This window comes from Burkholderia sp. MSMB617WGS, from assembly GCF_001532025.2.
Classification (GTDB): domain Bacteria; phylum Pseudomonadota; class Gammaproteobacteria; order Burkholderiales; family Burkholderiaceae; genus Burkholderia; species Burkholderia savannae.
Genome location: NZ_CP013458.1, coordinates 1656936 through 1672244, shown reverse-complemented (window position 1 = coordinate 1672244; position 15309 = coordinate 1656936). Strand labels below are relative to the sequence as shown.

The following is a 15309-nucleotide window of genomic DNA, read 5'->3' as shown; positions in this document are numbered from 1 at the left end:
GCGGTGGCGGTTCGAACTGGCTGATCGGTCTTTGAGGTTCTTCTCGACGACGCTTCAAAAGACAAAGCCCTCGCACGAAGCGAGGGCTTTTTTGCATCCGCGCGCTGCCGCTGCGGCGTGCTGGGCCGCCGCGGCGAAGCCGCGTTGCGCGCCGCCCGCTCGTCACGCGACGGGTGCTCGGCGCGCCCGCGCGGCGTCACGCCGCGATCGGAGCAACGTCAGAACGAGTGATGAATCCCCGCCAGAAGGATCACCTGGTTCGCCGTGCTCGACACGCCCGCCGTGAAGAACGCCGCCTTCGCATTGCCGCTCGCGTGCTCGTAGAGCACGTTCGCATAGAGCTGGGTGCGCTTGGACAGCGAATACGTATCGCCGAGCTCGAACTGCGTCCAGCGGCGGCCGGCGAGCGTCGATGTCGCCGCGCCGCCCGCAATCACGTTGAACGGCGACGTCTGATAGTTCGCGCCGGTGTCGTAGCTCTGGAACGTGTCCGAGTGGCCGTTCGCCTGCAGCTTCACGCGCGTGTAGAGGCCGTGCACGAGCAGCGGCCCGAACTGGTACGACAGCCCCGCGCCCATGTTCTCCGCCTTCTTTGCGACGTAATTCGCGACGGGCATGCCCTGGAACGTGCCGCCCGGCCCGGCGATGCCGCCGACGGTCGCCATCGAGAACGCCTGGTCGTGCTCGTTCGAATAGACTGCGGCCGCCTTGAACGGGCCGTTCGCGTAGTTGACGCCGAAGCTCATTGTCCGGCCGGTCGAGAAGTTCGTCGTGTTGCCGAAGCCGAGCATCGCGCCCGCGGTGAAGCCCGCGTAGGTGGGCGACCGGTACTTGACCGAGTTGTTGAACGGCACCGTGCTCGTGTCCGCGAGCTGGTCGAGGTTGCCCGGATGGAACGCGTACCAGCTCTGCGCGAGGAACGCGGTCGACAGCGGGTCGAGCCAGTCGAAGTTGAACGGCGTCTGATGGCCGAGCGTCAGCGTGCCGAGCTTGTCCGAATTCAGGCCGACGAACGCCTGGCGGTTCCACATCGTGCCCGCCGCCGCCATCTGGCCGCTGTTCGTATAGAAGCCGTTTTCGAGCTGGAAAATCGCCTTCAGGCCGCCGCCCAGATCCTCGACGCCTTTCAGGCCCCATCGGTCGGGCTGCGTGTTGCCCTGAATCATCGACCACTTCGCGCCGCCGCCGGCGTTGTTCACGTACGCGACGCCGGCGTCGAGGCTGCCATACAGCGTGACGCTGCTCTGCGCCCACGCGCCGGCGGCGACGCCCGCCCCGAGTAATGCTGCTACCGCATGCTTGACCATCTGATCTCCTGACCTTCGCTTCGAATGACGCGGGCGGTGGCCGCGCGCGAAAGAGTCGGCCACGCGCGTTCCCACGGCTGAGTATTTGGCCTTCTTGTGTTCCATATATGGAACTTTGTGCCTTTGGTGGAATGGAGTATAGGGGCGAAAATTGACAGGAACAAAATAAATTTTCGAATCGGAACGGCGCGCGCGATTCGTCCGACGACACACTCGTAACATCATGAAAAATCGAGGGAAAACCCGAAATTCCCATCTCGTGCCCGGCTGGCCTGGGTTGCGGCGCATCGCACGGAATCCCCGCATCGGTGTTTTCCCTAGGAGCTGCAGCTTTTTATTTTGATCTTCGAGACGCACTCCTATAATCACCATCCATAAACTGATGTTCCGCATGTGGAACAAACGGACAGGCCGACTTGAAGGAAGGGTGTGAGATGTCTGAACAATGGGTTTGCGCCGGACATGCCGGCGCGTTGTCCGAGGATTCGCCGATCGAGTTCAAGCGCACCGACGGCGTCGAGATCGGGATCTATCGCGTCGGCGACGAGGTGTACGCGCTCGAGAACGTCTGCCCGCACGCGTATGCGCTTCTTACGCAAGGCTTCGTCGACGAAGGCACGGTCGAGTGCCCGCTGCACGAGGCCGTGTTCGACATCAAGTCCGGCCAGTGCCTGAAGGGGCCGGGCGGCCGCGCGCTGAAGACATACGCGGTGCGGCTCGCCGGCGAAGAAATCCAGATCAAGGTGGAATGACATGAACGAGACGACCGTGAACTTCAACCCGTTCCTCATGCCGTGGCGCGCGCCGCAGCCGAACAACGTCGCGGGCAAGGGGCAGATCGAGACCCCCGGGCAAATGCCGAATCTCGTGTGGCAGACGCGCAAGGCCGAGCCGACGCAGTACGAGAACGATCTGGGCGACGCGCTCGAGCGCGTGTTCGAAGGCGGCGCGACCGAGCTGGCGGACGTCGTCGCGGGCCTGAACCGCATTGGCTTTCGCGCGCCCGACGGCGCCGAGTGGACCGCCGAGCGCTTCTGCGCGGAACTCGCCGCGCTCGCCGAATGACGCAGCCGCCCTCAAACGCTTCCGGAGCAAACAGATGACGTCTTCCGCCCAAACGAACGCCGGCGCCGATCCGATCCGCGAGTATCTCGACCGCGGCATCCGTAACTACTGGTACCCCGTCGCGCCGAGCTGGCAAGTGTCGAGCGCGCCCGTCGGCATTACTCGGTTATCCGAACAGATCGTGCTGTGGCGCGATCAGCAGGGCAAGGTGCAGGCGCTCGAGGATCGTTGCCCGCACCGCGGCGCGCGGCTGTCGCTCGGCTGGAACCTCGGCGATCGCGTCGCGTGCTGGTATCACGGCGTCGAAGTGAACGGCGGCGGCACCGTGACGAAGGTGCCGGCCGTGTCGAACTGTCCGCTCGAAGGGCAGGCATGCGTGAAATCGTATCCGGTCGAGGAGCGCGCGGGCGCGATCTTCCTGTGGTTCGGCGACGACGCGCATCGCGAGCCCGCGCCGCTCGTGCTGCCCGACGAGCTCGTCGCGCCCGAGTATGCGCAGTTCGTGTGCGTGTCGAACTGGACCTGCAATTACCAGTACGCGATCGACAACGTGATGGACCCGATGCACGGCGCGTACTTGCACGCGACGTCGCATTCGATGGCCGAAGGCGACAAGCAGGCCGACATGCGCGTGCGCAAGACCGAGACCGGCCTGATGTTCGAGAAGGTCAACCAGCGCGACGTGAACTTCGACTGGGTCGAGCTCGGCGAGACGGGCTGCATCTGGCTGCGCCTCGCGATTCCGTACCAGCGCAAGTTCGGCCCGGGCGGCAGCTTCGGGATCGTCGGCTTCGCGACGCCGATCGACGACGACCACTGCCAGGTCTATTTCTGGCGCACCCGCAAGGTCGATGGCTGGCAGCGCGACGTGTGGCGCTTCCTGTATCGCAATCGCCTCGAAGGACTGCACTGGGCGGTGCTTGAACAGGACCGCTACGTGCTCGAGAGCATGGCGCCGAACGCGCGCGATCACGAATACCTGTATCAGCACGACGTCGGCATCACGCGCGCGCGGCGGATGCTGCGCCAGCGCGCGCAGGAGCATCTCGCGGCGCTCGACGCGCATCGCGCGGCCCAGGCCGAAGCGGCGGAGCGCGCATGAGCGCGCCCGTGCAAGCGGTCGCGCTCGCCGGCCGCCGCGTGCTCGTCACGGGCGGCGCGCGCGGGCTCGGCGCGGCGTTCGTCGAGGCGCTCGTCGCGGCGGGCGCGAAGGTCGCATTCGGTGACGTGCTCGACGTGGAAGGGCGCGCGCTCGAGCAGCGTTTGCGCGGCGCGGGCCACGACGCGCGCTTCATTGCGCTCGATCTGGCGGACCCGGCGAGCGTCGCCGCGTTCGTCGACGAAGGCGCGCACGTGCTCGGCGGCGTCGACGGCCTCGTCAACAACGCGGCGATCACGAACTCGGGCGGCAAGCTCGCGGCCGAGCTTTCGATCGACACGTGGGACGCGGTGATGAATGTCAACGCGCGCGGTGTCTGGCTCGCGTGCAACGCGGTGCTGCCGCATCTCGCGCGCTCGGGGCGCGGCGCGATCGTGAATCTCGCGTCCGATACCGCGTTGTGGGGCGCGCCGAAACTGCTTGCGTACGTCGCGAGCAAGGGCGCGGTGATCGCGATGACGCATGCGCTCGCACGGGAGTTCGGCGAGCACGGCGTGACGGTCAACGCGATCGCGCCGGGCCTGACCGAAGTCGAGGCGACGGCCTACGTACCCGCCGAGCGCCACCAGTATTACCTGCAGGGCCGCGCGCTGCCGCGCGCGCAGGCGCCGGCCGACGTGACGGGGCCGGTGCTGTTCCTTCTGTCCGACGCCGCGCGCTTCGTGACGGGCCAGCTGCTGCCCGTGAACGGCGGCTTCGTGATGCATTGACCGATTGTTAGAACTCTTGAAGGAGATGACGATGGCGGACGCCGATATCGAGCGTAAATCGTGGGACCAGCCGGCGAGCGCGAGCTTCGCCGAGTGGATGGACGGGCGCGTCGCGCGCTTCGCGACGCGCCGCTACGACTGGGACGCGCTGAAGTTCCAGGCCGATTTCGATCCGAAGTACCGCCGCGCGCAGATGCGTTACGTGGGCACGGGCGGCACGGGCGTCGCGAAGGATACGAACACGGTGCCGGCGGGCGGCTTCACGTTTTCGACGATGGTGATTCCGGCCGGCAACGTCGGCCCGAGCCACATCCACGTCGACGTCGAGGAAATTTTCTTCGTGCTGCGCGGCAAGATGAAGGTGATCTGCGAGCGCGACGGCGAGATCTGGGAAGCCGTGCTCGGCGAGCGCGATCTGATCTCGGTGCCGCCGGGCGTCTATCGGACCGAAATCAACGTCGGCGAGGAGGACGCGCTGATGTGCGTGATGCTCGGCTCGCCGAAGCCGATCACGCCGACGTATCCGCCGGATTCGCCGCTTGCGAAGATCAAGCGCTGAGGCACGGACGACGACGATGAGCGCAATTTCCACGCCGGCTGGCGACGCCAGCGCGAAACCGTTCGCGGAGCTGCTCGGCTGCTTTGCCGAGCGCCGCGCGGACGCGGGCGCCGCGGGCACGATCGGCTACCGCGAGGCGGGCGACGCGCACGGCGAGCGCTGTCCCGTCGTGTTGCTGCACGGGATCGGATCGGGCGCGGCGTCGTGGGTGCGTCAACTCGATGCGCTCGGCGCGACGCGCCGCGTGCTCGCGTGGGATGCGCCCGGCTATGGTGCTTCGTCGCGCGTCGCGGCCGATTCGCCCGTCGCGGCCGATTACGCGGCGGCGCTCGGCGCATGGCTCGATGCGTTGCGGATCGGGCGCTGCGTGCTTGTCGGCCATTCGCTCGGCGCGATCGTCGCGGGCGCGTTCGCGCGGCGCGCGGGCGAGCGTCTGTCAGGATTGCTGCTGATTTCACCCGCGGGCGGCTACGGCAGCGCGCCCGCCGACGTGCGCGCCGAGCGGCGCGACAGCCGGCTCGCGCTGCTCGCGGCGCTCGGCCCGCAAGGGCTCGCCGACGAGCGCAGCGCGAACATGCTGTCCGCGTACGCGAGCGACGCGGCGCGCGCGTGGGTGCGCTGGAACATGGCGCGCATCGTGCCCGCGGGCTATGCGCAGGCGACGCACCTGCTCGCGAACGCGGACCTCGCGTCCGATCTTTCGCATTATCACGGCCGCATCGCGGTCGCGGCCGGCGCGAACGACGCGATCACGCCGCCCGCCGCATGCGAGCGGATCGCACAGGCGGCGGGCGTCGGGTTGCAGGTGATTCCGCGCGTGGGCCACGCGGGCTATGTCGAAGCGCCCGATGCGTACAGCGCGTTGATCGACGCATTTTGCCGTCAATGCGACGGATCGCGAGGTGCGCCATGAGCGAGCCGCTGCTGAAAGACGCCGACGACGCGAAGAATGATTCGAACTACGTAGTACCTGGGCTCGAGCGCGGGCTGCGGATTCTCGCCGAATTCTCGCCGCGCGAGCCGGTGCTCGGTGCGCCCGAGCTGTCGAAGCGGCTCGGCATCCCGCGCACGACGGTGTTCCGCTTGCTGCAGACGCTCGAATCGCTCGGCTTTCTCGAGCGCGCGGACAAGGATCGCAACTATCGCCTCGGGGTTGCGGTGCTGCGCCTCGGCTTCGAGTATCTGAGCTCGCTCGAGCTGACCGATCTCGGCTTGCCGGTGATCGAAGGGCTGCGCGACGCGACGGGCTTCACGACGCACATCGTGATCCGCGACGGCCGCGACGTCGTGTTCGTCGCGAAGGCGCAGAACGCGGGGCATGCGTTCGGCTCGGTGCGGGTGAACGTCGGCACGCGCCTGCCCGCGCATGCGACGACGCACGGTCACGTGCTGATGGGCGACCTGTCGCTCGCCGAGTTGCGCGCGCTGTACCCCGAACGGGAGCTCGAGCGCGTGACGAAGGCGACGCCGGAAACCCTCGACGCGCTCTTCGACGTGATTCGCGACGACGCGCGCCGCGGCTACGGGATCGGCAATTCGGCGTTCGAGCGCGACATCTCGGTCGTCACCGCGCCCGTGCGCAACGACGCGAGGAAGATCGTCGCGGTCGTCACGGTGACGGTGCCGAGGCCCGAGATCGACGCATCGCTCGTCGCCGACGGGCTGATCGACAAGGTGCTGCGCGCGGCGGCGGAGCTGTCGCGGCGGCTCAACTACCGTTCCGACGACGAAAACACCTATTTGAAGGCTTTGGGATTGCGATGATCCAGATCGATTTGAGCGGGCAGGTGGCGGTGGTGACGGGCGGCTCGTCCGGCATCGGCTACGCGAGCGCCGAGCTGTTTCTGCGCGCGGGCGCGTCGGTCGCGATATGCGGCCGCAGCGACGAGCGGCTCGCGAGCGCGCATGCGCGGCTCGTGCAGCAATTCCCGCGCGAGCGCGTGCTCGCCGCGCGCTGCGACGTGCTCGACGAGGCCGACGTGAACGCATTCGCGCAGGCCGTCGCCGAGCGCTTCGGCGGCGCCGACATGCTCGTCAACAACGCGGGCCAGGGCCGCGTGTCGACGTTCGCGGACACGACGGACGACGCATGGCGCGACGAGCTCGAACTGAAGTACTTCAGCATCATCCGCCCGACGCGCGCGTTCCTGCCGCTGCTGCGCGCATCGGCCGCGCCGACGATCACCTGCGTGAATTCGCTGCTCGCGCTGCAGCCGGAGCCGCATATGGTCGCGACGTCGTCGGCGCGCGCGGGCGTGCTGAGCCTCGTGAAGTCGCTCGCGACCGAACTCGCGCCCGAGCGCATCCGCGTCAACTCGATCCTGATCGGCATCGTCGAATCGGGGCAGTGGCGGCGGCGCCACGAGGCGCAGGCGCGGCCGGGCGAATCGTGGGAAGCGTGGACGGCCGCGCTCGCCGCGAAGAAGAACATTCCGCTTGCGCGTTTCGGCCGGCCCGACGAGGCCGCCTGGGCGCTCTTTTATCTCGCAACGAATCTGTCGTCGTACACGACGGGCAGCCATATCGACGTATCAGGAGGCTTTGCACGCCATGTCTAACAAAACCACGACCACGGTGGGCGAGCTGATCGCCGCCTTCCTCGAACAATGCGGCGTGAAGACCGCCTTCGGCGTGATCTCGATTCACAACATGCCGATCCTCGACGCGATCCATACGCGCGGCAAGATCCGCTACGTCGGCGCGCGCGGCGAAGCCGGCGCCGTCAACATGGCGGACGGCCTCGCGCGCGTGTCGGGCGGCCTCGGCGTCGCGTTCACGAGCACGGGCACTGCCGCCGGCAACGCGGCGGGCGCGATGGTCGAAGCGCTGACGGCGGGCACCGCGCTCTTGCATATCACCGGGCAGATCGAGACGCCTTACCTCGATCAGGATCTCGCGTACATCCACGAAGCGCCGGATCAATTGTCGATGCTCAACGCGATCTCGAAGGCCGCGTATCGCGTGCGCACGGTCGAGACCGTGCTGCCGACGATCCGCGAAGCCGTGCGCGTCGCGATGACCGCGCCGAGCGGCCCCGTGTCGGTCGAGATTCCGATCGACATTCAGGCGGCCGAGATCGAATGGCCGGACGATCTCGCGCCGCCGCACGTCGCGGTGCGCGAGCACGACAGCGCGCGCGTCGCGAAGCTCGCCGACGCGCTTGCGAACAAGCGCCGGCCGCTTCTGTGGCTCGGCGGCGGCGCGCGGCATGCGCGCGCGGAGGTCGAGCGGCTCGTCGCGCTCGGCTTCGGCGTCGTCACGAGCGTGCAGGGGCGCGGCGTGCTGCCCGAAGACCATCCGGCGACGCTCGGCGCGTTCAACGTGCACGCGGCCGTCGAGAGCTTCTACAGGACCTGCGACGCGATCGTCGTCGTCGGCTCGCGGCTGCGCGGCAACGAGACGCTAAAGTACAAGCTCGCGCTGCCGCGTCCGCTCTTCCGCGTGGATGCCGATGCGCTCGCCGACAACCGCGGCTATCGCAACGATCTGTTCGTGCACGGCGACGCGAAGCGCGTGCTCGCCGAGCTCGCCGACCGGCTCGAAGGCAAGCTCGCCGTCGATCCGCGCTTCGTCGACGATCTCGCGGCCGCGCGCGAGGCGGCGGCGGCCGACGTGGGCAAGGGGCTCGGCCCGTACAAGCGTCTCGTCGACACGCTGCAGCAGGCGGTCGGCCGCGACTACAACTGGGTGCGCGACGTGACGATCTCGAACAGCACGTGGGGCAACCGCCTGTTGCAGATCTTCGAGCCGCGCGCGGGCGTGCACGCGTTGGGCGGCGGCATCGGCCAGGGCATGCAGATGGCGATCGGCGCGGCGCTCTCGGGCGCGGCGGCGAAGACCGTGTGCCTCGTCGGCGACGGCGGCTTGATGGTGAACGTCGGCGAGCTCGCGACCGCCGTGCAGGAAAACGCGAACGTGATGATCGTGTTGATGAACGACCAGTGCTACGGCGTGATCCGCAACATCCAGGACGCGCAGTACGGCGGCCGCCGCTGCTACGTCGATCTGCATCAGCCGGATTTCGCGCAGTTCTGCGCGAGCCTGAACCTCGCGCATCACCGGATCACGTCGCTCGACGACGCGGAGCGCATCGTTCGCGAAGGGCTCGCGCACGAAGGCCCGGTGCTCGTCGAAGTCGACATGCTGTCGATCGGCTCGTTCGCGACCGCGTTCGCGGGCCCGCCCGTGAAGAAGGACACGCCCGCGGAGCGCCAATATGCGTAACGCACACGCTCCCGTCGACGTCGCGATGATCGGCTTCGGCGCGATCGGCGCGGCCGTCTATCGCGCGGTGGAGCACGACGCCGGGCTGCGCGTCGCGCACGTGATCGTGCCCGAGCATCAATGCGACGCGGTGCGCGGCGCGCTCGGCGAGCGCGTCGACGTCGTGTCGTCGGTCGAAGCCCTCGCGTACCGTCCGCAGTTCGCGCTCGAATGCGCGGGGCACGGCGCGCTCGTCGACCACGTCGTGCCGCTCTTGAAGGCGGGCACCGATTGCGCGGTCGCGTCGATCGGCGCGCTGTCCGATCTCGCGCTGCTCGACGCGCTGTCCGAGGCGGCCGATGAAGGCGGCGCGACGCTCACGCTGCTGTCGGGCGCGATCGGCGGCGTCGACGCGCTCGCGTCCGCGAAGCAGGGCGGCCTCGACGAAGTGCTGTACATCGGCCGCAAGCCGCCGCTCGGCTGGCTCGGCACGCCGGCCGAGGCGCTCTGCGACCTGCGCGCGATGACGTCCGAGCAGACGATCTTCGAAGGCAGCGCACGCGACGCGGCGCGGCTCTATCCGAAAAACGCGAACGTCGCGGCGACGGTCGCGCTCGCGGGCGTCGGGCTAGACGCGACGAAGGTGCGCCTGATCGCCGATCCGGCGCTCACGCGCAACGTGCACCGGATCGTCGCGCGCGGCGCGTTCGGCGAGATGTCGATCGAGATGAGCGGCAAGCCGCTGCCGGACAACCCGAAGACGTCCGCGCTGACGGCGTTCAGCGCGATTCGCGCGCTGCGCAACCGCGCGTCGCACTGCGTGATCTGAACGGTTAGGACACCCATCATCATGACTGCATTCGACTCTTCCCTCGTGCCGACGGGCGAGATCCTGATCGGCGGCGAATGGCGCCGCGGCCGCGGCGCGACGACGCCGAATTTCTATCCGGCCGACGGCTCGCTCAACACCGAGATCCACATGGCCGGCGCGGCCGACGCGCACGAAGCGGTCGAGGCCGCCGACGCCGCATGGCGCCGCGCGAACTGGTCGGGCCTGAAGCCGCATCAGCGCGCCGGCGTGCTGTACCGGATCGCCGATCTGATCCACGCGAATCACGAGGCGCTCGCGCAACTGCAGCGGCGCGACAACGGCAAGCCGATCAGCGAGACGCGCGCGCTCGTCGCGAGCGCGGCGAACACGTTTCGCTACTTCGCCGCATCCGCCGAGACGCTCGACGAGGCGCTCACGCCGTCGCGCGGTGACTATCTGTCGATGAGCGTGCACGAGCCGCTCGGCGTCGTCGCGGCGATCACGCCGTGGAATTCGCCGATCGCCTCCGACGCGCAGAAGCTCGGCCCGGCACTCGCGGCGGGCAACGCGGCCGTGCTGAAGCCGGCCGAGGTGACGCCGCTTGCGTCGCTCGCGCTCGCGCGCCTCTGCGAGCAGGCGGGCGTGCCGCCCGGCGTGATCTCGGTGCTGCCTGGCAAGGGCTCGGTGATCGGCGACGCGCTCGTGCGCCATCCGCTCGTGAAGAAGGTGTCGTTTACGGGCGGCACCGAAGTCGGCCGAGGGATCGCACGGCTCGCGGCCGAGAAGCTGATGCCGCTGTCGCTCGAGCTGGGCGGCAAGTCGCCGACGATCGTGTTCGACGACGCCGATCTCGATCACGCGGTGAACGGCGTGCTGTTCGGGATCTTCAGCTCGTCGGGCGAATCGTGCATCGCGGGCTCGCGCCTGTTCGTGCAGCGCGCGATCTACGACGCGTTCGTCGCGCGGCTCGTCGACGCGGCGCGCAAGCTGCGCGTCGGCGATCCGGCGAGCGAGCGCACGCAGATGGGGCCGCTCGTCACCGCGCAGCATCGCGACACGATCGAGCGTTACGTCGCGCTCGGCCGCGACGAAGGCGGCCGCGTGCTGTGCGGCGGCGAGCGGCCGACGGGCGAAGGCCGCGACGCGGGCTTCTTCTATCTGCCGACGATCCTCGACGGCTTGTCGAACCACGCGCGAATCTGCCAGGAAGAGATTTTCGGGCCGGTGCTCGTCGCACTGCCGTTCGACGACGAGGCGTCGCTCGTCGCCGAAGCGAACGACAGCGTGTTCGGCCTCGCGGCCGGCATCTGGACGCGCGACTACAAGCGCGCATGGCGCATCGCGCGCGCGCTCGACGCGGGCACCGTGTGGATCAACACGTACAAGCAGTTCTCGATCTCGACGCCGTTTTCCGGCTGGAAGGAAAGCGGAATGGGCCGCGAGAAGGGCAGCCTCGGGATTCGCGAGTACATGCAGCAAAAGAGCCTCTACTGGGGCTTGAACGAATCGCCGCTGCCGTGGGCGAACTGACGCAAAGGATCATCGAATGAGCATTCTCGGCATCGAACAGATTACCTACGGCGTGACCGATCTCGCGACGTGCCGCCGCTTCTTCGCGGACTGGGGGTTGAAGGAGATTGCGTGCGACGACGTGCACGCGCGCTTCGAAACGATGAACGGCTGCACGGTGCTCGCCGTCGACGCGCGGGAGCCGTCGCTGCCGCCCGCGTTCGAAGCCGGCCCGACGCTGCGCGAGGTGACGTGGGGCGTCGGCACGCGGGCGGAGCTCGACGCATTGCGCGGCAGGCTCGCGGGCCAGCCGGGCCACTATGAGACCGACGACGCGATCGGCTGCATCGATCCGAACGGCATGGCGATCCGCATCGAGGTGACGCGCAAGCGCGCGATCGACGTGAAGGGCTCGCTGCCGAACGTGTGGGGCGAGACGCTGCGCGTCGATCAGCCGGCCGCGATCTACGAGCGTGCGGAGCCGATCGAAGTCGGGCACGTCGTGTTCTTCACGAACCGGCTCGCGGAGCAGGAGGCGTTCTATCACGAGCTGCTCGGCTTCGAGACGTCGGACCGCTATCCGGGCCGCGGCGCGTTCATGCGCTGCGCGCCGCACGGCGGCCACCACGACCTGTTCCTGCTTGCGCTGCCTACGGCCAAGCGCGGCCTGAATCACGTCGCGTTCACGGTGCGCGACATTCACGAAGTGTTCGGCGGCGGCATGCACGTGAGCCGCTGCGGCTGGGAGACGCAGCTCGGGCCGGGGCGGCATCCGGTGTCGTCCGCGTATTTCTGGTACTTCCGCAATCCGGCGGGCGGCCTCATCGAATACTACGCGGACGAGGACATGCTGACGCCCGCGTGGCAGCCGCGCGAGTTCGAGCCGGGCCCGACCGTGTTCGCAGAGTGGGCGATCGACGGCGGCCTCGACGGCAACACGCGCCGGCAGAAGAACGCGAAGGCGCCGGAGGGCAAGTTCATGACGGAGCGTAAGGATGACTGAGCAAGCGAATGCCGAAGCGCTCGCCGCGCCGCGTACCGTCGTCGTGATCGGCGGCGGGCAGGCGGCGGGCTGGGTGGTGAAGACGCTGCGCGGCGAAGGTTTCGCCGGCCGCATTGTGATGATCGCCGACGAAACGCATCTGCCTTACGAGCGGCCGCCGCTGTCGAAGGCGGTGCTGGCGGGCGATGCGGACCTCTCGACCGTGCGCGTCGTGCAGCCCGACGAATTCGGCGCGCTCGGCGTCGAAGCATGGCAGCCTGAGCGCGCGGCGTCGATCGATCGCGTGCGGCGCGTCGTGCGCGCGGCGTCGGGCCGCGAGGTCGAATACGATCGGCTCGTGATCGCGACGGGCGGCGCGCCGCGCCGTCTGCCGGAATCGATTGTCAAGACGCCTAACCTTCATTATCTGCGCACGCTCGACGAGGCCGTGGCGCTCGGCGAGAAGCTGCGCGCGAGCCGTCGCGTGCTCGTGATCGGGGGCGGCTGGATCGGGCTCGAGGTCGCGGCGACCGCGCGCAAGCTAGGCGTCGACGCGGTCGTCGTCGAAGGCGCGCCGCGCCTTTGCGCGCGCTCCGTGCCGGACGCCGTGTCCGACTTTCTCCTCGAATTGCATCGTGCGAACGGCGCCGACGTGCGGTTGAACGCGTCGCTCGCGTCGCTCGGCGCGCATCCGGACGACGCCGGCCGCGTGCGCGCGGCGCTCGCCGACGGCACGACCGTTGATGCGGATTTCGCGGTCGCGGGAATCGGCCTCGCGCTCAACACGTCGCTCGCGGCCGAGGCGGGCCTGCACGTCGAAGACGGCATCGTCGTCGACGAATACGGAACGACGAGCGATCCGGCGATCTTCGCGTGCGGCGACGTCGCGAATCATCCGAACGCGTGGCTCAAGCGCCGCGTGCGGCTCGAATCGTGGGCGAACGCGCAGAACCAGGCGATCGCGGCCGCGAAGGCGGTGCTCGGCGTGCGCGCGCCGTATGCGGAGATTCCGTGGTTCTGGTCCGATCAATATGACGTGAACCTGCAGATTCTCGGCGACCTGCCGGCCGATGCGCAGCTCGTCGTGCGCGGCGACGTCGCCGCAAAGCGCGCGACGCTGTTCTTCCTGACGGACGGCGCGCTGCGCGGCGTGATCGCGATCAACTCGGCGCGCGAGCTGAAGCTCGCGCGCAAATGGATGAACCAGGGGCGCGCGATCGACGTCGCCGCGCTGGCGGACACGACGAAGGCGCTTGCCTGACCGACGAGAACGACGACATGGAGGAGAACACACGCATGAGCACACTGGAAAGCGTCGTCGCGGGCGGGGCCGCGGCGCAGGCGGCGACCGCCGCGACCCCGGGCGCGATCATCGCCCGCCTCGAGCGGCTGCCCGCGAACGCGATGCAGATCCGCGCGCGCGTGTTGATCGGCACCGCCACCTTCTTCGACGGCTTCGACGTGATCACGATCGCCGCGACGCTGCCGCTGCTGATCCACAAATGGGGGCTGTCGCCGAATCAGGTCGGGATGCTGATCGCGTCCGGCGCGATCGGCCAGTTGCTCGGTGCGTTCCTGTTTCCGGCGCTCGCGGAGAAGCACGGCCGCGTGCGCGCGATCGCGTGGAGTTCGGCCGTGATCGGCGTGACGAGCATCGCCTGCGGATTCGCTTCGACATTCGAAGCATTCGTACTGCTGCGCATCCTGCAGGGCCTCGGCCTGGGCGGAGAGCTGCCGGTCGCCGCGACCTACATCAACGAGATCACGCGCGCGCACGGCCGCGGCCGCTTCGTGCTGCTGTACGAGATCGTGTTTCCGATCGGCCTGCTCGCGTCGATGGCGCTCGGCGCGTGGCTCGTGCCGCGCTTCGGCTGGGAAGTGATGTATTTCATCGGAGGAATGCCGCTTGCGCTCGCGTTCGTGCTGACGCGGCTCGTGCCGGAGTCGCCGCGCTGGCTCGCGTCGCGGGGGCGGCTCGACGAGGCGGGGCGCGCGCTGCACGTGTTCGAATCGGCGGTGAAAGGGCCGCTGCCGCCCGTCGCGCATGCGAGCGAGTTCGACGCGCTCGTGCGCAGTCATCCGAAGCGCCGGATGGTCGATCTGTTCGGGCCGGCCTACCTGAAGCGCACGCTCGCGATCGCGACGCTGTGGGCGACGTGCGGCTTCATCCAATACGGGCTGTCGACGTGGCTGCCGACGATCTACAAGAACTTCTACCACGCGCCGCTGCAGCTCGCGCTGAACCTGGCGGTGATCGGCTCGGTGATGGGCGTGGTCGGCTCGCTCGTGTCGGCGCTCGCCGTCGACGTGGTCGGCCGCAAGCCGGTGATCGTCTGGTCGTTCGTGCTGTGCGCGCTGTCGCTCGCGTTCGCGGGGATCTATCACGCGTCGTCGGTGTACGTCGTCGCGACGTTCTGCTCGCTCGCGCTCGGGCTGATGGCATCGGGCTTCATCACGTCCTACGTATACACGCCCGAGCAGTATCCGACGAGCATCCGAGCGGCCGGCTGCGGGCTCGGCAGCGCGTGGCTGAAGATTGCGTCGTTCGTCGCGCCGATGGTGGTGCCGCGCGCCATCGTCGGTGGCGATCTGAGCCCGGCGTTCTACCTGCTCGCGGCGGTGCCGCTCGTCGCCGCGCTGACCGTGCATTTCGTCGGCATCGAAACGAAGGGGCAGGTGCTCGAGAAACTCGAGGCATAGCGCGGCATTTTCGCGACGTTTGGCAATGCAACATAAACGGCCCGGACATTCCGGGCCGTTTTTCTTTGGCGCGCATCGGCTCGAAAGCGGCAAAAGGGATGCATCGATTGCGGCGATCGGCGCATCCGGCGATTCCGCGCGGACCGGCCAAGGGCGGGCCGCTGCGCGCATTCGATAACTGACATTCCAGGGATTTATTAATGGCGAGTTTAAAACATTTATTAGTGAATATAAATTTGGCGACGTGGGATTTATGGAAATGTTAGGTGGATTACATTTCTCACATTCTTTCGCTAGTGTTCGA

15 protein-coding genes are annotated in these 15309 nt (G+C 68.2%); 14 read left to right on the top strand and 1 reads right to left on the bottom strand.

The genetic code is table 11. From position 1 onward, the window contains the following. Nucleotides 1-218: 218 nt before the first annotated feature. Nucleotides 219-1307, bottom strand: a complete 1089-nt coding sequence (locus WT60_RS28070) for a porin (RefSeq protein ID WP_038744082.1) — start codon at nt 1305-1307, stop codon at nt 219-221. Nucleotides 1308-1741: 434 nt separating this feature from the next. Between WT60_RS28070 and WT60_RS28060 the strand changes: the two genes are divergently transcribed. From WT60_RS28060 to WT60_RS27995, 14 genes are read left to right on the top strand one after another with little or no spacing between them, the layout of a single operon-like run. Then, the gene (locus tag WT60_RS28060) at nt 1742-2059 is read left to right on the top strand and encodes a non-heme iron oxygenase ferredoxin subunit (RefSeq protein WP_038744084.1); all 318 of its coding nucleotides are present in this window, start codon (nt 1742-1744) and stop codon (nt 2057-2059) included. Between the two features lies 1 nt (nt 2060). Continuing rightward, nucleotides 2061-2372, top strand: a complete 312-nt coding sequence (locus WT60_RS28055) for a recombinase-like helix-turn-helix domain-containing protein (protein ID WP_038744087.1) — start codon at nt 2061-2063, stop codon at nt 2370-2372. Nucleotides 2373-2406: 34 nt separating this feature from the next. Then, on the top strand, nt 2407-3474 hold the full coding sequence (locus WT60_RS28050) for an aromatic ring-hydroxylating dioxygenase subunit alpha (RefSeq protein WP_060356575.1): 1068 nt from the start codon (nt 2407-2409) through the stop codon (nt 3472-3474). Continuing rightward, nucleotides 3471-4241, top strand: coding sequence for an SDR family oxidoreductase (locus WT60_RS28045; protein WP_038744092.1), 771 nt, complete (start codon nt 3471-3473; stop codon nt 4239-4241). The genes WT60_RS28050 and WT60_RS28045 overlap by 4 nt, the downstream gene beginning before the upstream one ends. Before the next feature lie 31 nt (nt 4242-4272). Next, nucleotides 4273-4800, top strand: a complete 528-nt coding sequence (locus tag WT60_RS28040; protein WP_038744200.1) for a cupin domain-containing protein — start codon at nt 4273-4275, stop codon at nt 4798-4800. A gap of 16 nt (nt 4801-4816) precedes the next feature. Further along, nucleotides 4817-5713 carry an alpha/beta fold hydrolase gene (locus WT60_RS28035; protein ID WP_060356574.1) on the top strand — a complete coding sequence of 299 codons (897 nt, stop codon included), beginning with the start codon at nt 4817-4819 and terminating at the stop codon, nt 5711-5713. Further along, nucleotides 5710-6564 carry an IclR family transcriptional regulator gene (locus WT60_RS28030; protein WP_038744096.1) on the top strand — a complete coding sequence of 285 codons (855 nt, stop codon included), beginning with the start codon at nt 5710-5712 and terminating at the stop codon, nt 6562-6564. Before WT60_RS28035 ends, WT60_RS28030 begins: the two co-directional genes overlap by 4 nt. Beyond that, on the top strand, nt 6561-7358 hold the full coding sequence (locus WT60_RS28025) for an SDR family oxidoreductase (protein ID WP_038744098.1): 798 nt from the start codon (nt 6561-6563) through the stop codon (nt 7356-7358). Before WT60_RS28030 ends, WT60_RS28025 begins: the two co-directional genes overlap by 4 nt. Next, nucleotides 7351-9024 carry a thiamine pyrophosphate-binding protein gene (locus tag WT60_RS28020; RefSeq protein ID WP_059582509.1) on the top strand — a complete coding sequence of 558 codons (1674 nt, stop codon included), beginning with the start codon at nt 7351-7353 and terminating at the stop codon, nt 9022-9024. Before WT60_RS28025 ends, WT60_RS28020 begins: the two co-directional genes overlap by 8 nt. Further along, the gene (locus WT60_RS28015; protein WP_038744102.1) at nt 9017-9832 is read left to right on the top strand and encodes an aspartate dehydrogenase; all 816 of its coding nucleotides are present in this window, start codon (nt 9017-9019) and stop codon (nt 9830-9832) included. The genes WT60_RS28020 and WT60_RS28015 overlap by 8 nt, the downstream gene beginning before the upstream one ends. 21 nt (nt 9833-9853) lie before the next feature. Further along, nucleotides 9854-11344 (top strand): aldehyde dehydrogenase, encoded by a 1491-nt coding sequence (locus WT60_RS28010; protein ID WP_060356573.1) that lies wholly within the window; start codon nt 9854-9856, stop codon nt 11342-11344. Between the two features lie 16 nt (nt 11345-11360). Then, nucleotides 11361-12326 (top strand): VOC family protein, encoded by a 966-nt coding sequence (locus WT60_RS28005; protein WP_059582507.1) that lies wholly within the window; start codon nt 11361-11363, stop codon nt 12324-12326. Further along, nucleotides 12319-13566 carry an FAD-dependent oxidoreductase gene (locus WT60_RS28000; protein WP_038744108.1) on the top strand — a complete coding sequence of 416 codons (1248 nt, stop codon included), beginning with the start codon at nt 12319-12321 and terminating at the stop codon, nt 13564-13566. Before WT60_RS28005 ends, WT60_RS28000 begins: the two co-directional genes overlap by 8 nt. A 35-nt stretch (nt 13567-13601) precedes the next feature. Continuing rightward, the gene (locus WT60_RS27995) at nt 13602-15005 is read left to right on the top strand and encodes an MFS transporter (protein WP_038744203.1); all 1404 of its coding nucleotides are present in this window, start codon (nt 13602-13604) and stop codon (nt 15003-15005) included. The last annotated feature ends 304 nt before the right edge of the window (nt 15006-15309 follow it).